This is a genomic window from Streptomyces sp. NPDC001796, assembly GCF_042892355.1.
Classification (GTDB): domain Bacteria; phylum Actinomycetota; class Actinomycetes; order Streptomycetales; family Streptomycetaceae; genus Streptomyces.
Genome location: NZ_JBIAUC010000005.1, coordinates 1 through 21,165 on the forward strand (window position 1 = coordinate 1; position 21,165 = coordinate 21,165).

Annotated in this window: 13 protein-coding genes, 1 tRNA gene and 1 rRNA gene; 12 read left to right on the top strand and 3 right to left on the bottom strand. The window is 70.5% G+C overall.

The annotated features are described in order from the left end of the window. The first annotated feature begins 159 nt into the window (after positions 1 to 159). The 3 genes from rrf (at position 160) to ACFYZE_RS12135 (ending at position 1,214) form a co-directional block, all read left to right on the top strand. Positions 160 to 276: ribosomal RNA gene (gene rrf / locus ACFYZE_RS12125) — 5S ribosomal RNA — on the top strand. Between the two features lie 112 nt (positions 277 to 388). Further along, entirely contained in the window at positions 389 to 1,051 is a 663-nt protein-coding gene (locus ACFYZE_RS12130; RefSeq protein ID WP_388992397.1) for a DegT/DnrJ/EryC1/StrS family aminotransferase, read from the top strand. 87 nt (positions 1,052 to 1,138) lie between these two features. Next, a tRNA-Thr gene (locus ACFYZE_RS12135) sits at positions 1,139 to 1,214 on the top strand. Between the two features lie 64 nt (positions 1,215 to 1,278). Here the strand turns inward: ACFYZE_RS12135 and ACFYZE_RS12140 are convergent. Next, a complete protein-coding gene (locus ACFYZE_RS12140; RefSeq protein ID WP_388991472.1) occupies positions 1,279 to 4,026 on the bottom strand; it encodes a SpoIIE family protein phosphatase in 2,748 nt (915 codons plus the stop codon). Between the two features lie 376 nt (positions 4,027 to 4,402). Here ACFYZE_RS12140 and ACFYZE_RS12145 point away from each other — a divergent pair, with 376 nt between their 5' ends. The 9 genes from ACFYZE_RS12145 to ACFYZE_RS12185 all read left to right on the top strand — a co-directional run bounded on the left by ACFYZE_RS12145 (position 4,403) and on the right by ACFYZE_RS12185 (position 18,942). Beyond that, positions 4,403 to 9,862 (top strand): HAMP domain-containing protein, encoded by a 5,460-nt coding sequence (locus ACFYZE_RS12145; protein WP_388991474.1) that lies wholly within the window; start codon positions 4,403 to 4,405, stop codon positions 9,860 to 9,862. A 286-nt stretch (positions 9,863 to 10,148) separates the two neighbouring features. Beyond that, on the top strand, positions 10,149 to 10,829 hold the full coding sequence (locus ACFYZE_RS12150) for a two-component system response regulator (RefSeq protein ID WP_263232409.1): 681 nt from the start codon (positions 10,149 to 10,151) through the stop codon (positions 10,827 to 10,829). Between the two features lie 138 nt (positions 10,830 to 10,967). Further along, positions 10,968 to 13,658: a DNA translocase FtsK gene (locus tag ACFYZE_RS12155; RefSeq protein ID WP_388991476.1), complete on the top strand. Its 2,691-nt coding sequence runs from the start codon at positions 10,968 to 10,970 to the stop codon at positions 13,656 to 13,658. A gap of 289 nt (positions 13,659 to 13,947) precedes the next feature. Next, positions 13,948 to 14,817 carry a helix-turn-helix domain-containing protein gene (locus ACFYZE_RS12160; protein WP_388991478.1) on the top strand — a complete coding sequence of 290 codons (870 nt, stop codon included), beginning with the start codon at positions 13,948 to 13,950 and terminating at the stop codon, positions 14,815 to 14,817. 107 nt (positions 14,818 to 14,924) lie between these two features. Then, on the top strand, positions 14,925 to 16,406 hold the full coding sequence (gene rimO, locus ACFYZE_RS12165; protein WP_388991480.1) for a 30S ribosomal protein S12 methylthiotransferase RimO: 1,482 nt from the start codon (positions 14,925 to 14,927) through the stop codon (positions 16,404 to 16,406). Then, positions 16,403 to 17,239 (top strand): CDP-diacylglycerol--glycerol-3-phosphate 3-phosphatidyltransferase, encoded by an 837-nt coding sequence (gene pgsA, locus ACFYZE_RS12170; RefSeq protein WP_388991482.1) that lies wholly within the window; start codon positions 16,403 to 16,405, stop codon positions 17,237 to 17,239. The genes rimO and pgsA overlap by 4 nt, the downstream gene beginning before the upstream one ends. Beyond that, on the top strand, positions 17,236 to 17,781 hold the full coding sequence (locus ACFYZE_RS12175; RefSeq protein WP_388991484.1) for a CinA family protein: 546 nt from the start codon (positions 17,236 to 17,238) through the stop codon (positions 17,779 to 17,781). Before pgsA ends, ACFYZE_RS12175 begins: the two co-directional genes overlap by 4 nt. 109 nt (positions 17,782 to 17,890) lie before the next feature. After that, a complete protein-coding gene (locus ACFYZE_RS12180; RefSeq protein WP_103845022.1) occupies positions 17,891 to 18,268 on the top strand; it encodes a helix-turn-helix domain-containing protein in 378 nt (125 codons plus the stop codon). Between the two features lie 203 nt (positions 18,269 to 18,471). Further along, on the top strand, positions 18,472 to 18,942 hold the full coding sequence (locus ACFYZE_RS12185; RefSeq protein ID WP_388991486.1) for a Dps family protein: 471 nt from the start codon (positions 18,472 to 18,474) through the stop codon (positions 18,940 to 18,942). Positions 18,943 to 19,520: 578 nt separating this feature from the next. Here ACFYZE_RS12185 and ACFYZE_RS12190 read toward each other — a convergent pair. Together ACFYZE_RS12190 and ACFYZE_RS12195 are read right to left on the bottom strand one after the other, a co-directional pair. After that, entirely contained in the window at positions 19,521 to 20,282 is a 762-nt protein-coding gene (locus ACFYZE_RS12190; protein WP_388991488.1) for an SDR family NAD(P)-dependent oxidoreductase, read from the bottom strand. 32 nt (positions 20,283 to 20,314) lie between these two features. Beyond that, positions 20,315 to 21,157, bottom strand: coding sequence for an Fpg/Nei family DNA glycosylase (locus tag ACFYZE_RS12195; protein WP_388991490.1), 843 nt, complete (start codon positions 21,155 to 21,157; stop codon positions 20,315 to 20,317). Positions 21,158 to 21,165 lie beyond the last annotated feature (8 nt).

Genomic DNA, 21,165 nt, shown 5'->3' on the forward strand with positions numbered 1-21,165 from the left:
TGGGTTGATAGGCCAGGTCTGGAAGCCCGGTAACGGGTGGAGGTGACTGGTACTAATAGGCCGAGGGCTTGTCCTCAGTTGCTCGCGTCCACTGTGTTGGTTCTGAAACCACGAACAACCCGCTGTTTCGGCAGTGGCTGGTTGTCTGTTTCATAGTGTTTCGGTGGTCATAGCGTGAGGGAAACGCCCGGTTACATTCCGAACCCGGAAGCTAAGCCTTACAGCGCCGATGGTACTGCAGGGGGGACCCTGTGGGAGAGTAGGACACCGCCGAACAATTCTTCAGAGCGGGTCCCCGAACTTCGGTTCGGGGACCCGCTCTTTTGCGTTGTGCGTCACTTCGCGTTCACGTTGCCGGACAAGCATCCCAGCCATGGGTACCGCTGGAATGCTCACGGCCGCAGGTGTCGGCCGCGGTGACGAGGTCATCGTGCCGGCGTTCGGCAACATCGAGGTGGCTGAGGCCGTGGCCTCGGCGGGTGCGACGCCGGTCTTCGCGGACATAGATCCGGCGACGTACTGCCTGGACCCGGCGGCCGTGGAGGCCGCCGTGACCTCCCAGACCGTCGCGGTCGTCGTCGTGCACCGTTTCGGCCGGCCGGCCGACGTCGGTGCACTTCACGAGGTCGGGCAGCGGCACGGTCTGCTGGTGCTGGAGCAGGGCGAGTCAGAGACGCCGTACGCCGAGGTGGCGCAGCGGCGGGAGCGCGCGGCGTACCTCGACAAGCGACTGCGGGGCGTGCGAACGCCCGAGGACGGCGGCGGGCACACGTATCAGCAGTACATCGTGCGGGTGCCGGGGAACGGGCGGCCCGACCGGGATGCCTTCGCACGGGCCCTGCGTGCCAAGGGAGTTGAGTGCCGGGTTCCGGTGAAGACGCCCGTGCACCGTATGCCGGCGTTCCGGCGTGACGTGTATCTGCCGGAGACCGAGCGGGCCGCCGACGAGACGCTCTCGCTTCCCGTGGACGCGTCCCTGACCAAGCGTGAGATGAACAGGATCGTGTCCGCGTGCAATGCCCTGGGCGGACTGCTGCAGCCCGCTTTCTGAACCGGTGCACCGATGGTTGGGAGCACACGTCAGTTCGGGGTATGATCTATCCCGTTGCCGCGAGGGAAACCTCGGAAAGCGCGACAAGCCCCTATAGCTCAGTCGGCAGAGCGTCTCCATGGTAAGGAGAAGGTCAACGGTTCGATTCCGTTTGGGGGCTCCAAGAAAAAGACCTCGCCCAGCAGGGCGAGGTCTTTTTCTCATACCCGGGCCCATGTCCCGGGCCCTCACTCCTTGGGAAGCTCCGGGACCCGCATCGCCAGAATGGCCATGTCGTCCGACGGGGCGTCGGAAGCGAAGCGTTCCACCGCGCGCATGATGCGGGCCGCCACCGCGCCCGCCGTAAGACCCGTGCAGGTGGTCAGCACGTCCGCGAGGCCGTCGTCGCCCAGCATGCGCCGGCCCTCGCGGCGTTCCGTGACGCCGTCCGTGACGCACAGCAGGACGTCGCCCGGGTCGAGCGTCACCGTCTGCTCGTACAGCTCCAGGTCCTCCATGACGCCGAGGAGCGGCTGCGGTTCGGCCGCCGGTTCCACCGTGCCGTCCTGGCGCAGCCGGAGCGGCAGCGGATGGCCGGCGCACACCACCTTCAGCACCGCGCCGCCGTCCTCCTGCGGCCACAACTCGCCGTAGAGGAGCGTCAGGAAGCGGCTGCGGGCGCCTTCGTCGAGGATTGCGGAGTTCAGGCGTTCGAGGACTGCGGGGCCGCCGAAGCCCTCGCGGGCCAGCAGCCGCAGCGCATGGCGGGCCAGGCCCGTGACCGCGGCTGCCTCCGGTCCCGTACCGCACACGTCGCCGATGGCGAAGCCGTACGCGCCGTCGCGGATCGGGAAGAGGTCGTAGAAGTCGCCGCCGACCTCGTTGCCCTCGCCGGCCGCGCGGTAGATGACCTCGACCTCGACGCCGTCGATCTGCGGGAGCCCAGGCGGGAGCAGGCTGCGCTGGAGGGACTGGCTGATGGCCGTGCGCTCCGAGTACAGCCGGGCGTTGTCCAGGGCGAGAGCCGCCCGGCGGCTCAAGTCCTCGGCCAGTTCCAGGATCTCCTGCCGGAAGTGTTCGTCCGTCGGCTTGCCCAGCGTCAGCATGCCGATGACGCGATTGCGGGCCACCAGCGGCAGTACGACCGTCTCGCCCCCCACCGCCGAGGCCGTCGCCAGCGTCGTGCCGATGCCGGAGCTGACCGTCGCGGGCTCGCCGAGGCCGAGGCTCCGCATGGAGGTGCGCAGGGCCGCCTGGTGGGCCGCCTCCCCGGGGGCCGTCCAGATGCGGGCGCCCGGTGTGGGGATCGGCTCCGGGGGCGGGATCTTGGCCAGGAGGGCCTTGAGGCCGTCGATGCGGTCCTCGTCCTCGTGCAGGACGTACGACAGGTACGGCTCGGAGGCCTGGTCGGCGATCGTGTAGACCGCGCACCAGGTGGCCAGGGTCGGGATCGTCATCTGGGCCATCAGCGCCAGTGTCTGGTCGCGGTCCAGGGTGCCCGCGAGGAGGTCGGAGGCCTCCACGAGGAAGCTCAGGGAGCCGCGGCGCAGGCGTTCCAGCTCGCCCAGGCGGGCGGATTCCACGGCGAGGGCGATGCGGTCGGCCGCGAACTGCAGGCGCAGCGCCTCCTCGTTGGAGTACCGGGAGGGTGCCTCGGCCGCCACACCGAGGGAGCCGGTGAGGCGGCCCTCGACCTTCAGCGGGACCGTCACCACCGAGCGCATACCGGTGCCGTTCAGCAGCGGCACCGAGCCCGGTACGGCCGCCAGGTCGTCGTGGACGGCCGGCATCCGGGCCGAGCCGTAGCGGCCGGGGCCGGCCTCGACGGGGACGCGGGCGAAGCGCTGGCGGGCGGAGGGCAGGCCGGTGGAGGCCCGAACCTCCAGCTCCGTCTCGTCGTCGGTGGCCAGCAGCAGGAAGGCCGCGTCGCCGTCGAGCATGTCGCGGGCGCGTTCCACCGTGCGTTGCAGCAGGCCGTCGAGGTCGTCGGGGGCGGGGGAGCCGATGAAGACCTCGAAGGGGTCCGCGGTCTGGCCGTCCGTGGCCGTGGTCGTGTCGGGGGCCGGTCCGCGGAGCGGGGTCTGCAGGACGGCCCGCTCGTGGTCGCGCACCAGCAGGCAGACCGTGGACGGCTCCCCCGCCGTGTCGCGTACACGCAGGTGGGAGGCGTAGACGGGGATGACGCGGCCGTCGGCGCCGCGGATGCCGTAGCTGCCCTCCCAGCGGGAGAGCCGGAGGGCCTCGGCGACGCCCGTGCCGGTTCCGGGGGTGTGCGGCCAGGCCGCGAGGTCGGTGAGCGGCTTGCCGGTGACCTGCTCCCCGGCGTAGCCGAACAGTTCCTCCGCGTCCTCGTTCCAGGCGGTGATGCAGCCGGAGCGGTCGATCTGGACGACGGCGACGCGGACCCGGCCGTCGGCGAGCGGCAGCAGGTCGGCGGGGAGGGCGGGGCCCGCCGCGCGCGTGCCGACCGGGCGCTCGGGCAGGTCGAGCTGGAACCACACCTGCTTGTGCGTGGGCGTGTACTCCACGCCCCAGCGACCGGCCAGGGCGGCGCAGAGCTGCAGGCCGCGGCCGCCCTCCCGGTCCGGGCTGCCCATGTCGACGGCGGTCGACTGCAGCGGGATCTCGCGCTCCGGATACCGGTCGGCGACCTCGATGCGCACGCCGTCGTCGCTGCGCAGGCACAGGACGTCCGCGGCGGTGCCCGCGTGGACGACGGCGTTGGTGACCAGCTCGCTGGTGAGGACCACGGCGTCGTCGACGATGTCGGCGAAACCCCAGCCCTGGAGGGTGTCACGGACGAAGGACCGGGCGCTCGCGACCGATCGTCCTACGGGCTCGAAGCTGGCGGCCGCGCGCGCGGTGATCACAGAACTCCTCGTCCGGTTCTCGACGTGCAGGGCTCCCGGGCCGACCCCCTCCTGCCGAGGCAGTGGCTCGTCCTCACTCTGCCGGGGATCCTGGGGTGGTCCCCCGGGATGCAGTCCGGTGGTCATGGTGCGGCGCCCCTCCGATGCCTGCCCGCTCGTGCTCGTGCCACCGCCCAGGCCGGTCGACCGCTGCGGCTGGACAGCCGCATGCAAGGTTACTTACCTTCGCCGTCCATGCGGATGCCGGTCGCGGGTGTTTACGTCCGGAGAGTGTGCGGAGCGTGTGCGAAGCTGCCGAACTGTTATGGCCTGGTTCCGGCATGGTGAAACACTGGGCAAGCTTCTAGAAGAAGGTCCGGCAGGCCGAGTGTCTTCTGTCACGCCGGGCAGGAGCACGCGCGTGTGCCTGGCTGGATCGGGCAGGACTACGCATCGGTGACCGGTACGTCGAGCAGTACCCCAGAGCACAGCAGTAATGGTCGATCCCTGCGGGAGGGACACAGTGGAGTCTGGCGCAGCGACGCGTGGCACGAAGACGCGCGCGAAAGGCGGACAGTCCCTGGGCAACCAGCGCGCGGGGCGGGGCGCAACCACCACGGTGGACACGGCGGCCCTGAACCGGCTGCTGGCGGCCCTGGTGTCGATGAGGGACGGCAACTTCCGTAAGCGGTTGACCGTCTCCGGTGACGGGGTCATGTCCGAGATCGCGGCCGTCTTCAACGAGGTGGCCGACCGGAACATGCACCTGACCGGCGAGCTGGCGCGGGTGCGGCGTGTGGTCGGCCGTGAGGGCAAGCTCACGGAGCGGCTGGAGACGGGGGCCTGTGAGGGTTCCTGGGCGTCGGCGATCGAGGCGTCCAACGCGCTCGTGGACGATCTCGTCCGGCCGGTCTCCGAGGTCAGCCGGGTGCTGTCCGCGGTGGCCGAGGGCGATCTGTCGCCGCGCATGGAGCTGCGGACGCCGGGGCCGGAGGGGACGGGGCATCCGCTGCGCGGCGAGTTCCTGAAGGTCGCCCGTACCGTCAACAATCTGGTCGACCAGCTGTCGACGTTCACCGACGAGGTCACGCGGGTGGCCATCGAGGTGGGCACCGAGGGCAAGCTGGGCGGGCAGGCCAGGCTGCGGGGCATGTCCGGTTCGTGGAAGGACCTGACGGAGTCGGTCAACACGATGGCCTACCGGCTCACCGCGCAGGTGCGGGACATCGCGCTGGTGACGACGGCGGTCGCCAAGGGTGATCTGTCGCGCAAGGTCACGGTGCATGTCGCCGGCGAGATGCTGGAGCTGAAGAACACCGTCAACACGATGGTGGAGCAGCTGTCCGCCTTCTCGTCCGAGGTGACGCGGGTGGCCCGCGAAGTCGGCACCGAGGGCATCCTGGGCGGCCAGGCGCAGGTGCCGGGCGTCGCCGGGGTGTGGAAGGACCTCACCGACTCGGTGAACGTGATGGCCGGCAACCTGACGGCCCAGGTGCGTGGGATCGCGCAGGTCACCACGGCCGTCGCCAACGGTGACCTGTCGCAGAAGGTCACCGTGCCGGCGCGCGGCGAGGTCGCGCGCCTCGCCGAGACGATCAACCAGATGACCGAGACGCTGCGGATCTTCGCGGACGAGGTCACGCGCGTGGCCAACGAGGTGGGCGCCGAGGGGCAGCTCGGCGGTCAGGCGAACGTGCCGGGTGCGGCGGGAACGTGGAAGGACCTCACCGATTCGGTGAACACGGTCTTCCGGAATCTGACCACTCAGGTGCGGGACATCGCCGCGGTGACGACGGCGGTGGCCAACGGCGACATGTCGCAGAAGGTCACGGTCGACGTGGCCGGCGAGATGCTCGAGCTGAAGAACACCGTCAACGGCATGGTCGACCAGCTGTCTGCGTTCGGTGCCGAGGTCACGCGCGTGGCGCGGGAGATCGGCGTCGAGGGTGAGCTGGGCGGCCAGGCGCAGGTGCCGGGCGCGGCCGGTACGTGGAAGGACCTGACGGACTCCGTCAACACCGCTTTCCGCAACCTCACCGGTCAGGTCCGCAACATCGCGCAGGTGACGACGGCCGTGGCCAACGGCGACCTGTCGCAGAAGGTCACCGTGGACGTCTCCGGCGAGATGCTCCAGCTGAAGAACACCGTGAACACGATGGTGGACCAGCTGTCGAGCTTCGCCGACCAGGTCACCCGCATGGCCCGGGACGTGGGCACCGAGGGCCGCCTGGGCGGTCAAGCCCGCGTGGACGGCGTGTCGGGCACCTGGAAGGAGCTCACCGACTCCGTCAACTCGATGGCGTCCAACCTGACCGGTCAGGTGCGCAACATCGCGCAGGTGACGACGGCCGTGGCGCGCGGTGACCTGTCGCAGAAGATCGACGTGGACGCGCGCGGGGAGATCCTGGAGCTGAAGAACACCATCAACACGATGGTCGACCAGCTCTCCGCCTTCGCCGAGCAGGTGACGCGGGTGGCCCGCGAGGTGGGCACGGAGGGCCGGCTGGGCGGTCAGGCGCAGGTGCCGGGCGTGGCCGGCGTGTGGCGCGACCTGACGGACTCCGTGAACGGCATGGCGGGCAACCTGACCGCGCAGGTGCGCAACATCGCGCAGGTCGCCACCGCCGTGGCGCGCGGTGACCTGTCGCAGAAGATCACCGTGGACGCGCGCGGGGAGATCCTGGAGCTGAAGAACACGCTGAACACGATGGTGGACCAGCTGTCGTCGTTCGCCCAGGAGGTCACGCGGGTCGCCCGTGAGGTCGGTACGGAGGGCATCCTGGGCGGTCAGGCCGAGGTGCAGGGCGTCTCCGGCACCTGGAAGGACCTCACGCAGTCCGTGAACGGCATGGCGAACAACCTGACCATGCAGGTGCGCAACATCGCCGAGGTCACGACCGCGGTCGCCAAGGGCGACCTGTCCAAGAAGATCACCGTGGACGCCAAGGGCGAGATCCTCGAACTGGTCACCACCGTCAACACGATGGTCGACCAGCTGTCGTCGTTCGCCGAGCAGGTGACGAGGGTGGCCCGCGAGGTGGGCACCGAGGGCATCCTGGGCGGTCAGGCGCACGTCCCGGGGGTCACGGGCATCTGGAAGGACCTCAGCGACAACGTCAACCTCATGGCCAACAACCTGACCATGCAGGTGCGGAACATCTCCCAGGTCGCGGCGGCGGTCGCCAACGGTGACCTGACGCGGACGGTGACGATCGAGGCGCGCGGTGAGGTCGCGCAGCTCGCGGACACCTTCAACACGATGGTGAAGACGCTGAGTTCCTTCGCCGACCAGGTCACCAAGGTGGCCCGGGAGGTGGGCACGGACGGGATCCTGGGCGGTCAGGCCTACGTTCCGGGCGTGGCCGGCACGTGGAAGGACCTCACGGAGTCCGTGAACCAGATGGCGTCGAACCTGACCGGTCAGGTGCGCAACATCGCCATGGTGACCACGGCCATCGCCAAGGGCGACCTGACCAAGAAGATCGACATCGACGCGCGCGGGGAGATCCTGGAGCTGAAGACCACCATCAACACGATGGTCGACCAGCTGTCCTCCTTCGCGGAGGAGGTCACGCGCGTGGCCCGCGAGGTGGGCACGGAGGGTCAGCTCGGCGGTCAGGCACGCGTGCGGGACGTCGACGGCACCTGGCGGGACCTCACGGAGTCCGTGAACGAGATGGCCGGGAACCTGACCCGGCAGGTGCGTGCCATCGCGCGCGTGGCGACCGCGGTGACGCGTGGCGACCTCAACCTGAAGATCGACGTGGACGCCTCCGGGGAGATCCAGGAGCTTCAGGACTACATCAACAAGATGATCGCCAACCTGCGCGACACCACGATCGCGAACAAGGAGCAGGACTGGCTCAAGGGCAACCTGGCCCGTATCTCCGCGCTGATGCAGGGCCGCCGTGACCTGGAGGACGTGGCCTCGCTGATCATGAGCGAGCTGACGCCGGTGGTCTCCGCGCAGCACGGCGCGTTCTTCGTCGCCATGCCGCTGGTCGACGGCCAGGACGTGAGCGCCGAGAACGACGACCAGTACGAGCTGCGCATGCTGGGCTCGTACGGCTACTCGATGGGCTCCATGCCGACGTCGTTCCGGCCGGGTGAGGCGCTGATCGGGACGGCGGCCATGGAGAAGCGCACGATCCTGGTGGAGAACGCGCCCAGCGGCTATCTGAAGATCTCCTCCGGGCTCGGGGAGGCGCCGCCCGCCCAGGTGATCGTCATTCCGGTGCTCTTCGAGGGGAAGGTGCTCGGCGTCATCGAGCTGGCGTCCTTCACGCCGTTCACGCAGATCCAGAAGGACTTCCTCAACCAGATCGCCGAGATGATCGCGACCAGCGTCAACACCATCTCCGTCAACACCAAGACGGAGGTGCTGCTGAAGCAGTCGCAGGAGCTGACCGAGCAACTGAGGCTGCGGTCGGAGGAGTTGGAGCAGCGGCAGAAGGCCCTCCAGGCGTCCAACGCCGAACTGGAGGAGAAGGCCGAGCTGCTGGCCCAGCAGAACCGCGACATCGAGGTGAAGAACACCGAGATCGAGGAGGCGCGGCAGGTCCTGGAGGAGCGCGCCGAGCAGCTCGCGGTGTCCATGCGCTACAAGAGCGAGTTCCTGGCGAACATGTCGCACGAGCTGCGCACGCCGCTGAACTCGCTGCTGATCCTGGCCAAGCTGCTGGCCGACAACGCCGAGGGCAACCTCTCGCCGAAGCAGGTGGAGTTCGCCGAGACCATCCACGGCGCCGGCTCGGACCTGCTGCAGCTGATCAACGACATCCTGGACCTGTCGAAGGTCGAGGCAGGCAAGATGGACGTCTCCCCGACACGGATCGCGCTCGTCCAGCTGGTGGACTACGTGGAGGCCACCTTCCGGCCGCTGACCGCGGAGAAGGGCCTCGACTTCTCGGTCCGGGTGTCGCCGGAGCTGCCCGCCACGCTGCACACCGACGAGCAGCGGCTGCTGCAGGTGCTGCGCAACCTGCTGTCCAACGCGGTGAAGTTCACCGACACCGGGGCCGTGGAGCTGGTCATCCGGCCGGCGGGCGGCGACGTCCCGGTGGCCATCCGGGAGCAGCTCCTGGAGGCCGGCTCGCTGCGGGACGCGGATGCCGAGATGATCGCGTTCTCGGTGGCCGACACCGGTATCGGCATCCCGGCGAGCAAAATGCGGGTGATCTTCGAGGCGTTCAAGCAGGCCGACGGCACCACCAGCCGCAAGTACGGCGGCACGGGCCTCGGGCTGTCCATCTCGCGGGAGATCGCCCGGCTGCTCGGCGGTGAGATCCACGCGCAGAGCGAGCCCGGCCGCGGCTCGACGTTCACCCTGTACCTGCCGCTGCACCCGAGCGAACTGCCGCCGCACGGCTACCCGCAGCTCGCGCCCGCCCTGGAGGCCGGTGAGCTGCTGGCCTCCGAAGCCGAGCTGTCCGCACCGGACATCGAGACTCCGGCCGAGGTGAAGTCGTACCAGGAGACCCAGAACGGTCCCGCGGCGCTCTTCCGGCGCCGCCGCAGGGCCGTGACCGCGGGTCGGGGCGGAGCGGGCCAGGAGCAGGCCGGCGGTGAGCCTCAGGGAGGCGTGCTGCCGCGGCAGGGTGTGCGGTTCGACGGGGAGAAGGTGCTGATCGTCGACGACGACATCCGCAACGTCTTCGCGCTGACCAGTGTCCTGGAGCAGCACGGTCTGTCGGTGCTGTACGCCGAGAACGGCCGTGAGGGCATCGAGGTCCTGGAACAGCACGACGACGTGGCGGTCGTCCTGATGGACATCATGATGCCGGAGATGGACGGGTACGCCACGACCACCGCGATCCGGCGGATGCCGCAGTTCGCGGGGCTGCCGATCGTCGCCCTGACGGCGAAGGCGATGAAGGGGGACCGGGAGAAGGCCATCGAGTCGGGCGCTTCCGACTATGTGACCAAGCCGGTCGATCCCGATCATCTTCTTTCGGTGATGGAGCAGTGGATGCGCGCTGAGTGAAGGGATGGCGGAGAAGCCCTGCCGTTCACGCGGAGTTGCCGGGTGAGGGCGGCGGGAGCCGTGTAGAAGTGCGGTGTGCGGGGAACGTTCTGGTTTCCTGCCGCGTTTCTGGTATGTGCACAGTGACATCGCGGTGACAGGGTGTGGCGACAGGCGGGGTGCGGCTACGATGACCGGCACAAGGACGGGCGGCGCAAGGGAGTCGTCCCCTGGGGCGGCGCCGGGCGGTGTCATCCCGAGTCCTGCGGACAGGGGAGGCCCCAAGCCGGGGCGAGGAGGGCGGGCCATGGTGCAGAAGGCCAAGATCCTCCTGGTCGATGACCGGCCGGAGAATCTGCTGGCGCTGGAGGCCATCCTCTCTGCGCTCGATCAGACGCTGGTCAGGGCATCGTCCGGGGAGGAAGCGCTCAAGGCGCTGCTGACGGACGACTTCGCGGTGATTCTGCTGGACGTCCAGATGCCGGGCATGGACGGTTTCGAGACCGCCGCGCACATCAAGCGGCGCGAGCGGACCCGGGACATCCCGATCATCTTCCTGACCGCCATCAACCACGGCCCGCACCACACCTTCCGGGGGTACGCGGCGGGTGCGGTGGACTACATCTCCAAGCCGTTCGACCCGTGGGTGCTGCGGGCGAAGGTCTCCGTTTTCGTCGAGCTGTACATGAAGAACTGCCAACTGCGGGAGCAGGCGGCCCTGCTGCGGCTCCAGCTGGAGGGCGGCAAGTCCGGGGGCGGCGACAGCAAGGAGCCGGCGGGCATCCTCGCCGAGCTCTCGGCGCGGCTCGCGGCGGTGGAGGAGCAGGCGGAGGCGCTGTCCAAGCAGCTGGACGACGAGTCCGCGGACGCGGCCGCGGTGGCGACGGCGGCCCACCTCGAGCGCAAACTCACGGGCCTGCGCAGGGCGCTGGACGCGTTGGAGCCGGGGACGGGCAGCGGGGCACCGTCGGTGCCTTCGCAGAACTGACGCGGGGCGGGGACCGGCGCGGCGCCGTGAACGCCCGGTTGAGGCGACGTCAACTTCGCGCATCTTCTGAGGCGACACGAACGGGTGAAGCCTCAGGGGCGTGTGTTCCCTGCCCTTTCCACCGGTAATCTCACACCCATGGCCCCACGTCCCGCAGCCAAGAAGTCGCCCGCGAAGAAGGCGGCCGCTCCCAGGAAGGCTCCGGCGAAGAAGGCCCCCGCCAAAAAAGCCGCCGCCAAGAAGGCAGTGGCGAAGAAGCCCGCCCCCGCACCGGCGCCCAACCCGACCGGGGGCGTGTACAGACTCGTACGCGCCCTGTGGCTCGGCGCCGCGCACGCTGTCGGAGCCCTGTTCCGCAGCCTGGGGCGGGGCGCGAAGGGGCTCGACCCGGCGCACCGCAAGGACGGTCTGGCGCTCCTGCTGCTCGCGCTGTCGCTGATCGTCGCCGCCGGCACCTGGGCCAATCTCCGCGGTCCCGTGGGCGACCTCGTCAAGATGCTGGTGACCGGCGCCTTCGGCCGCCTGGACCTGCTGGTGCCGCTGCTGCTCGGCGTGATCGCCGTGCGCCTGATCCTCCACCCGGAGCGCCCGGAGGCCAACGGCCGCATCGTCATCGGCCTGTCCGCGCTCGTCCTCGGCGTGCTCGGCCAGGTGCACATCGCCTGCGGCGCCCCCGCGCGCGGCGACGGCATGCAGGCGATAAGGGACGCCGGCGGGCTCATCGGCTGGGCCGCGGCCACCCCGCTGACGTACACCATGGGCGACGCCCTCGCCGTGGCGCTGCTCGTCCTGCTCACGTTCTTCGGCGTACTCGTCGTCACCGCCACACCCGTCACCGCAATCCCGCGACGGCTGCGCCACGCCGGCATCAGGCTCGGCCTCCTGGACGACCCGCAGGACCAGGAGGTCCTGACCGAGGACGACGAACGCTACGACGAGCAGTGGCGCGAGGCGCTGCCCCGCACCCGGCGCCGTGGCCCCGCCCCCGACGCGTACGACCCGGACGGAGCCGAGCAGGTGGCGCTCTCCCGGCGCCGCGGCCGTCCGCGGCGCCCCGCCGTGCAGCAGCCGGCCATGGGCAGGGAGATGGACGCCGTGGACGTCGCGGCGGCCGCCGCCGCGGCCCTTGACGGCGCCGTCCTGCACGGCATGCCGCCGTCCCCGGTCGTCGCCGACCTCACCCAGGGCGTGAGCGTCACAGACCGGGAGCCGACCACGCCCACGCCCGTGCCGACCGCACGCCCCGAGCCGGAGGAGCCCGCGTCGCAGGCCGCGGTGCCCGACCTGACGAAGAAGGCCCCCGAGGAGCCCCGCGAGCTGCCGCCGCGCGCCGAGCAGCTGCAGTTGTCCGGCGACATCACCTACGCCCTGCCCTCCCTGGACCTGCTCCACCGGGGCGGTCCCGGCAAGGCGCGCAGCGCCGCCAACGACGCCGTCGTCGACGCACTCACCAACGTCTTCACCGAGTTCAAGGTCGACGCCCGCGTCACCGGCTTCACCCGCGGTCCGACGGTCACCCGGTACGAGGTCGAGCTCGGCCCCGCCGTCAAGGTGGAGCGGATCACGGCGCTCACCAAGAACATCGCGTACGCCGTCGCCAGCCCCGACGTGCGGATCATCAGCCCGATCCCCGGCAAGTCCGCGGTCGGCATCGAGATCCCCAACACCGACCGGGAGATGGTCAACCTCGGTGACGTGCTGCGCCTCGCCGAGTCCGCCGAGGACGACGACCCGATGCTGGTCGCCTTCGGCAAGGACGTCGAGGGCGGCTACGTCATGCACAGCCTGGCCAAGATGCCGCACCTGCTCGTCGCCGGCGCCACCGGCTCCGGCAAGTCGTCCTGCATCAACTGCCTGATCACCTCGGTCATGATGCGCGCGACCCCGGAGGACGTGCGCATGGTCCTGGTCGACCCCAAGCGGGTCGAACTGACCGCGTACGAGGGCATTCCGCACCTGATCACGCCGATCATCACCAACCCGAAGCGGGCCGCCGAGGCGCTCCAGTGGGTCGTGCGCGAGATGGACCTGCGCTACGACGACCTGGCGGCGTACGGCTTCCGGCACATCGACGACTTCAACGAGGCCGTCCGGCACGGCAAGGTGAAGCCGCAGGAGGGCAGCGAACGCGAGCTGCAGCCCTACCCCTACCTGCTGGTGATCGTCGACGAGCTGGCCGACCTGATGATGGTCGCGCCCCGGGACGTCGAGGACGCGATCGTGCGCATCACGCAGCTCGCGCGCGCGGCCGGCATCCACCTGGTCCTCGCCACGCAGCGGCCGTCCGTGGACGTCGTCACCGGCCTGATCAAGGCGAACGTGCCCTCCCGGCTCGCCTTCGCCACCTCCTCGCTCGCCGACAGCCGAGTCATCCTCGACCAGCCCGGCGCCGAGAAGCTGATCGGCAAGGGCGACGGGCTGTTCCTCCCGATGGGCGCGAACAAACCGGTGCGCATGCAGGGCGCGTTCGTGACCGAGGAGGAGGTCGCGGCCGTCGTCCGGCACTGCAAGGAGCAGATGACGCCCGTATTCCGGGACGACGTCGTGGTCGGCGGCAAGCAGAAGAAGGAGATCGACGAAGACATCGGCGACGACCTCGACCTGCTGTGCCAGGCCGCCGAGCTGGTCGTCTCCACCCAGTTCGGATCCACCTCGATGCTCCAGCGCAAGCTCCGCGTCGGCTTCGCCAAGGCCGGGCGGCTGATGGACCTCATGGAGTCGCGGAACATCGTCGGCCCCAGCGAGGGGTCCAAGGCGCGTGACGTTCTCGTGAAACCGGACGAGTTGGACGGCGTGCTCGCCCTCATCCGTGGGGAGGCTCAACCGTAGGGATCCGGACGGTCCCGGGCCGCCTCGCGAGAGGGCCGGCCGAGCGGGTCCGAGTGCGCCCGGCGGGGCGCTCGGACGCTCGGTCGTGACCCACTCGTAAGTGTTCCGTGAGCAACCGTTTCCCGCCATCGGACGTCAAGTTGAGAGAGGACAGACCTGTCTCCCGGCATCAGGATGACCGGCCATTCTGATGGCGTACAAAGTCCTACCGCCCGGTTGCCCCACCCTTTCGCACCCCTCCTAGACTGAACTTCCAGCACAGGTGGCTACACGCTCGAAAGGCGCCCCCGTGTCCATCGGCAACTCCCCTGACGGCAACTCCCCTGAGGACGCTCGTCCGTTCGAAGACGGCCGTGACGACGCCTCCGCGTCGGACCGCCCCTCGATCGGCCGGGCCCTGCGACAGGCGCGGATCGCGGCCGGGCTGACCGTCGACGACGTCAGCAACGCCACCCGGGTCCGTGTCGCCATCGTGCACGCGATCGAACAGGACAACTTCGCTCCCTGCGGCGGCGACGTCTACGCCCGCGGTCACATCCGCACGCTCGCGCGCGCGGTGCACCTCGACCCGGCCCCGCTGCTGGATCAGTACGCCGCCGAGCACGGCGCACGCCCGGCCCCGACGCCGGCGGCCCCGCTCTTCGAGGCGGAGCGCATTCGGCCCGACCGGCGGGCGCCGAACTGGACCGCGGCCATGGTCGCCGCGATAGTCGTGGTGATCGGTTTCGTCGCGTTCACCCTGATCAGGGGGACCGGCAGTTCGGACACCGCCGACACACCGGTCGCCAAGGGCCCCACGGCGACCACCGGAAAGCCCGCCTCGCCCACCCCCAAGAGCAGCAAGCCCGCCGAACAGAAGCCCGAGCCGTCCGAGAGCGCCATCGCGGCCGCGCCCCGGGACAAGGTGACGGTCCAGGTGAGCGCCACCGACGGCCGCAGTTGGATCTCCGCCAAGGACCACAACGGCCGCACCCTCTTCGACGGGCTGCTCGAGAAGGGCGACTCGCAGACCTTCCAGGACAAGGAGAAGATCGACCTCGTCCTCGGCGACGCGGGTGCCATCCAGCTCTACGTCAACGGCAAGAAGATCCAGGACGACTTCCGGCCCGGCCAGGTCGAGCGCCTGACCTACACCAAGGGCGACCCCGTCACCGGCTGACCGAGCGGCACTCAGCGGTACTCAAGGGGCACGGACACACGGGGTTGGCCAAGATCGGCCAACCCCGTCGACGTGGGCTGTCAGTGGGACGAAGTAGTCTTGAGCCCATGCCTGAACGCCGTACCGTCGCACTCGTCACCCTTGGCTGCGCCCGTAACGAGGTGGACTCGGAGGAGCTCGCAGGCCGTTTGGAGGCGGACGGCTGGCAGCTCGTGGAGGACGCCGAGGACGCGGACGTCGCCGTGGTGAACACGTGCGGCTTCGTCGAGGCCGCCAAGAAGGACTCCGTGGACGCCCTCCTGGAGGCGAACGACCTCAAGGGCCACGGCAGAACCCGGGCGGTGGTGGCGGTCGGCTGCATGGCCGAGCGGTACGGCAAGGAGCTGGCCGAGGCCCTCCCGGAGGCCGACGGCGTGCTCGGCTTCGACGACTACGCGGACATCTCCGACCGGCTGCAGACCATCCTGTCCGGCGGCATCCACGCCTCCCACACTCCGCGCGACCGCCGCAAGCTGCTTCCGATCAGTCCGGCCGAGCGGCAGGAATCGGCCGCCGCCGTCGCGCTGCCCGGCCACGGCCCGGCCGACCTCCCGGAGGGCGTCGCGCCCGCCTCGGGCCCGCGCGCGCCCCTGCGCCGCCGCCTCGACGGCTCCCCGGTGGCCTCGGTCAAGCTGGCCTCCGGCTGTGACCGGCGCTGCTCCTTCTGCGCCATCCCCTCCTTCCGGGGCTCCTTCATCTCACGCCGCCCGAGCGACGTGCTGAACGAGACCCGCTGGCTGGCCGAACAGGGTGTGAAGGAGATCATGCTGGTCTCCGAGAACAACACCTCCTACGGCAAGGACCTGGGCGACATCCGCCTCCTGGAGTCCCTGCTGCCGGAGCTGGCCGAGGTGGACGGCATCGAGCGGGTCCGCGTCAGCTACCTCCAGCCCGCCGAGATGCGCCCGGGCCTGATCGAGGTGCTGACCTCGACCCCGAACGTCGCGCCCTACTTCGACCTGTCCTTCCAGCACTCCGCGCCCGGCGTGCTGCGCGCCATGCGGCGCTTCGGTGACACCGACCGCTTCCTGGAGCTGCTCGACACGATCCGCGGCAAGGCGCCAGAGGCGGGCGTGCGCTCCAACTTCATCGTGGGCTTCCCCGGCGAGACCGAGGCCGACCTGGCCGAACTGGAGCGCTTCCTCAACGGCGCCCGGCTGGACGCGATCGGTGTCTTCGGCTACTCCGACGAGGAGGGCACCGAGGCCGCCACGTACGACAACAAGCTCGATGAGGACGTCGTCGCCGAGCGGCTGGCCCACATCTCCCGGCTCGCCGAGGAACTGGTGTCCCAGCGCGCCGAGGAGCGTGTCGGCGAGACGGTCCACGTGCTCGTGGAGTCGGTGGACGAGGGCGAAGACGGGGTCGCCGCGTACGGCCGAGCCGCGCACCAGGCGCCCGAGACGGACGGCCAGGTGCTGTTCACGAGGGGCGAGGGCCTGCGCGTCGGCCGTATCGTCGAGGCGAAGGTGGTCGGTACGGAAGGTGTCGATCTGGTGGCCGAGCCCCTCGCGGGGGCGCTCGGGTGTCCTGAGGAGGCGGGCAGATGACCGGAATCCCAGCCTCCGCGGCGGGCGGCTCCTCCGGTGCGCGCGGAGCGGCCTCCACGCCGGGCGCCTCGGGCGCGACCGGCAGGTCCGGGGCCAAGTCGGCCAAAGGGTCCGCCGGTGCCTCGGTCGCCAAGTCGGTCAGCCGCCCGGACGGCGCGGACGCACCCGGTGGCCCCGGTCCTGCCGACGGGCAGGAGGGCGCACGGCCGGCGCGGGGCGGCAAGCTGACGGCCGCCGCGGTCAACCAGGCCAGCGTGTGGAACGTTGCCAACCTCCTGACGATGCTCCGTCTGCTCCTCGTCCCGGGCTTCGTCGCCCTCATGCTGGCCGACGGCGGGTACGACCCGGCATGGCGCTCGCTCGCCTGGGCGGCCTTCGCCATCGCCATGATCACCGACCTGTTCGACGGCCATCTGGCCCGCACCTACAACCTGGTCACCGACTTCGGGAAGATCGCCGACCCCATCGCCGACAAGGCGATCATGGGTGCGGCGCTGATCTGTCTGTCCTGGCTCGGCGATCTGCCGTGGTGGGTGACGGCCGTCATACTCGGCCGGGAGTTCGGTATCACCCTGCTGCGCTTCCTCGTCATCCGCTACGGGGTGATCCCGGCGAGCCGGGGCGGCAAGCTGAAGACGCTCACGCAGGGCGTGGCGGTCGGCATGTATGTGCTGGCGCTCACAGGCTGGCTGGCGACCCTGAGGTTCTGGGTGATGGCCGTGGCCATCGTGCTGACCGTGGTCACCGGGCTCGACTATGTGAGACAGGCCATTGTGCTGCGCAGGCGCGGTATCGCCGAGCGCCGGGCCGCGGCGGAGGAGGCGGAACGGTGAATTCCATGGCCGCCGAGCTGCTGCGACTACTCATGGTGAGAGGCGAGACCCTCGCCGTCGCCGAGTCGCTCACCGGTGGCCTGGTGGCCGCGGAGCTCACGGCGGTGCCCGGGGCCTCCGCGGTCTTCCGCGGCTCCGTGACCGCGTACGCCACCGATCTCAAACGGGACCTGCTCGGTGTGGACGGTACCCTGTTGAATACCCGCGGTGCGGTGGACCCGCAGGTCGCGGGGCAGATGGCGGTCGGCGTGCGCAAGGCGCTCGGCGCCGACTGGGGACTCGCCACGACCGGCGTGGCCGGCCCCGACCCACAGGACGGACAGCCGGTCGGCACGGTCTTCGTGGCCGTCGCCGGCCCCTTCGAAGAGGTTTCCGACGAACTTGGTGGCGAGAAAGTGGCCTCCCTGCGGTTGAACGGCGACCGTGCGGAAATCCGTATGGAGAGTGTACGGAGCGTGCTCGCACTGCTCCTGGAGCAGCTTGCGGGCGAACAGACCGGGAACGAGCGGGCACAGGATACGGAACAGAACGGGGGGACTTGATGTTTGCAGCTTTCAGTGAACACAACAGCGCTCCCCGCACGGCCGCGGCGCAAGGCGGTACGGTGGGGCGAGAAGGATGCGGCTACGCGGTCCGAGGAGGGAGCCACCGATGATTCTGCTCCGTCGCCTGCTGGGTGACGTGCTGCGTCGGCAGCGCCAGCGCCAGGGCCGTACTCTGCGCGAAGTCTCCTCGACCGCCCGAGTCTCGCTCGGCTATCTCTCCGAGGTGGAGCGGGGGCAGAAGGAGGCGTCCTCCGAGCTGCTCTCCGCGATCTGCGACGCGCTGGACGTACGGATGTCCGAGCTCATGCGGGAAGTGAGCGACGAGCTCGCGCTCGCCGAGCTGGCACAGTCGGCGGCGGCCACCGAGCCGGTGCCCGCACCGGTGCGTCGCCCCATGCTCAACTCCGTGTCCGTCACCGGTGTCCCACCGGAACGGGTCACGATCAAGGCGCCCGCCGAGGCAGTGGACGTGGTGGCCGCCTGATCCTCACGCGCGGGAGCGGGTGAGGCGGCAAGCTCTGCGAGAGCCCCGGCCGGGGTTCCTCCGGGGAGACCTGGAGGGGCACGGCCGGGGGGCTTTCGTGCGCTCCCGGCGCCGGCGTGACCCCCGTTTGCCGGGTCCGGGTGGGGCCGTCATGGTGGAGGGGCGGGGGCTCGGGGTCGTACGAACGCTCGCGGAGGATGCCGATGTACGTCGTGAAGAGCCCGCTGCCCGACTCGCACCTGAAGACCGTCTCCGAGGCACTGCAGGGCGCCCTGGTCGACCTGCTGGACCTCTCCCTCGTGGCGAAGCAGATCCACTGGAACATCATCGGGCCGCGCTTCCGTTCCATCCACCTCCAGCTCGACGAGGTCGTAGACACCGCACGGCGGTACTCCGACACCGTGGCCGAACGGGCCTCCGCGCTCGGCGTTCCGCCGGACGGGCGTGCCGCGACGGTGGCCCAGAGCAGTGGCATCGGTTCCGTGCCCCAGGGCTGGGTCAAGGACACGGACGCGGTGGGAACCCTCGTGTCCGCCCTCGGCGCGGTCATCACACGGATGCGGGAACGGGTGCAGACGACCGCCGACGCCGACCCGGTGAGCCAGGACATCTTCATCGGCGTCACCGCGGAGCTGGAGAAGCACCACTGGATGTTCCAGGCGGAGAACGCGTGAGCCCACAGCGCCCCGGGTCGGCCCGACCGGGGTGTGCGCGGGGTGCGCCGCGTGCGCCAGATGCCCGGGGCATGCGCTGGGTCCGGTGCGCCTGTGTGCCGCTGGTGCGCCCTCCCTGGCGGTGACGGCCCGGTCTAGGGTCTGGTTCCTCGGGTTGGAGGTGACGGCCATGGCGGGGCGCACGGCGCGCTGGGGGGTTGCGCTGGCGCTGGGTGCGCTGTGGTGGTGGGGGGTGCTCCGACTCGTGCTGGCACCCGAGGCAGGGGTGCTGGAAGGTGCGGTCGCCATCGGGGGATGGGGACTGAGTCTGCTGCCGGTGCACTGTGTGCCGAAGGCCAGGGCCGTGGGGGCGGCCGGGTCGGATCAGTGGGCTCGGACCCGGCGGCGGTGGCAGGCCGTGAGGGGGCGCGGGAGGGGCGCGCAACCAGGGTGAGGGGGCGGGACACAGGGGGAGTGTGCGGGGCCGGTACGACGGCGTCCGGGAGTGTTCAGGGGACTCCTGGGGGGCGGCCGTGACCGGCCCGGCCGCGCCCGCCCCCGGGCCCTGTCCGCGCGGCGGTCATCTGTCGCCGGGTCTGTCACCAGGGCATCGCCACGCCGCCGTTCGGGCGGAGGATCTGCCCCGTGACGAAGGACGAGGCGTCGCAGGCCAGGTACAGCACCGCGTGCGCGACGTCCTGCGGTTCGCCGGTCCGGCCCAGCGGTGACAGCCGCGCCATGAACGCCTCCGTGCGTTCCTGCGCCTCCCCGTGCCGGTCGGTCATCGGCGTACGGGTCCAGCCCGGCGCCACGGCGTTGACCCGTATGCCGTGTGGCCCGACCTCGGTCGCCAGGGTCTTCGTCAGCTGCACCACGGCCGCCTTCGCCGCGCCGTAGCAGAGCAGCCCCGGGCCGCCGGTGTCGACGGCGCTCGAGGCCATCGTGACGATGCTGCCGCGGGTCCCGTCGGCGATCATCCGGAGCGCCGCCTCCTGACAGGCGTACAGGACACCCTTGAAGTTGACGGCCAGTACCCAGTCCAGGTCCTCGTCCCGCGTCTGGAGGACCGGGCTGCTGTGCATGATCCCGGCGACGGCCGCCATCGCGTCGAGGCGCTCACAGGACGCGATCGCCTGCCTGAGCCGGGCCCGGTCGGTCACGTCGAGGTGGTGGGTGTGCGCCGTGCCACCCCGGTCCTCGATCAGGGCCGCCGCCTCGCGCAGTCCCGGCGCGTCGCGGTCGGCGCAGTGGACGGCCGCGCCTGCCTCGGCGAGCAGCACGGCCGAGGCCCGGCCGATGCCGCTCGCGGCGCCGGTGACGAACACGGTGCGTTCACTGAGGTCGTACGCCGGGACGGGCATGACAGCGACGCTACGAGAGACCTGACGGATCGTCAATTGTCCGGTCGTAGGCGGCTGTGGCGGTGGCCTGCCGCGCCCCGGGCGGGAGCCGGGCCCCACTGGCAGGCCGGGCACCAGTAGGTGGGCCGCTCCCGGGAGCCGTCGCCCTGCTCCGCCACCCGGACCGGGGTGCCGCAGCGCAGGCAGGGGCGGGGCGCGCGACCGTAGACGAAGAGGTTCTGTTCGCGCCGTCCGGTGGTATTGCGGGCCGGGCGGTCGCGGTTCGCCTCCAGCAGTTTCTTGGCGAGGGCGGTCAGGTGGGCGGCGTGCTCGGCCGGGAGCTCGCCGACGGGCAGCCACGGGGTCACCCGGAGCAGGAAGCACAGCTCGCTCTTGTAGACATTGCCGATGCCGGCCAGGTTGCGCTGGTCGAGCAGGGCCTCGCCGAGGGGGCGGGCGGGGTCGCGCAGCAGGTTCTCCAGCGCCGTGCCGGGGTCCCAGTCGGGGCCGAGGAGGTCCGGGCCGAGGTGCCCGACGGCGCGGTGCTCGTCGGCGGTGCGCAGCAGTTCCAGGACGGGCAGGCGGTAGCCGACAGCCGTGCAGTCGACGGTGCCGAGGATCGCCCGGATCTGATGGGCGGGACCGCCGCTCCAGCGCTGCCCCGCCGCGAACACCTTCCACGCCCCGTCCATCATCAGGTGCGAGTGCAGGGTGAGCCCGCCCTCGATGCGGGCCAGCAGGTGCTTGCCGCGCGGGGTGACGTCCAGGACGGTACGGCCGGTGAGATCGGCCGTCGCGTACCTGGGGACCCGCAGGTCGGAACGCGTCAGCACCTTCCCCGCGAGCGCGCCGTGCAGACGCTTCGCGGCCTGGTGGACGGTGTCACCTTCGGGCATGGGTCAAG

Coding starts and splice junctions, on each gene's coding strand:
- ACFYZE_RS12190 (WP_388991488.1), bottom strand. CDS start 20,282: ATGCCCGTCCCGGCGTACGACCTCAGTGAACGCACCGTGTTCGTCACC.
- ACFYZE_RS12155 (WP_388991476.1), top strand. CDS start 10,968: ATGGCCCCACGTCCCGCAGCCAAGAAGTCGCCCGCGAAGAAGGCGGCC.
- ACFYZE_RS12180 (WP_103845022.1), top strand. CDS start 17,891: ATGATTCTGCTCCGTCGCCTGCTGGGTGACGTGCTGCGTCGGCAGCGC.
- ACFYZE_RS12185 (WP_388991486.1), top strand. CDS start 18,472: ATGTACGTCGTGAAGAGCCCGCTGCCCGACTCGCACCTGAAGACCGTC.
- ACFYZE_RS12130 (WP_388992397.1), top strand. CDS start 389: ATGCTCACGGCCGCAGGTGTCGGCCGCGGTGACGAGGTCATCGTGCCG.
- rimO (WP_388991480.1), top strand. CDS start 14,925: ATGCCTGAACGCCGTACCGTCGCACTCGTCACCCTTGGCTGCGCCCGT.
- ACFYZE_RS12195 (WP_388991490.1), bottom strand. CDS start 21,157: ATGCCCGAAGGTGACACCGTCCACCAGGCCGCGAAGCGTCTGCACGGC.
- ACFYZE_RS12150 (WP_263232409.1), top strand. CDS start 10,149: ATGGTGCAGAAGGCCAAGATCCTCCTGGTCGATGACCGGCCGGAGAAT.
- ACFYZE_RS12140 (WP_388991472.1), bottom strand. CDS start 4,026: ATGACCACCGGACTGCATCCCGGGGGACCACCCCAGGATCCCCGGCAG.
- pgsA (WP_388991482.1), top strand. CDS start 16,403: ATGACCGGAATCCCAGCCTCCGCGGCGGGCGGCTCCTCCGGTGCGCGC.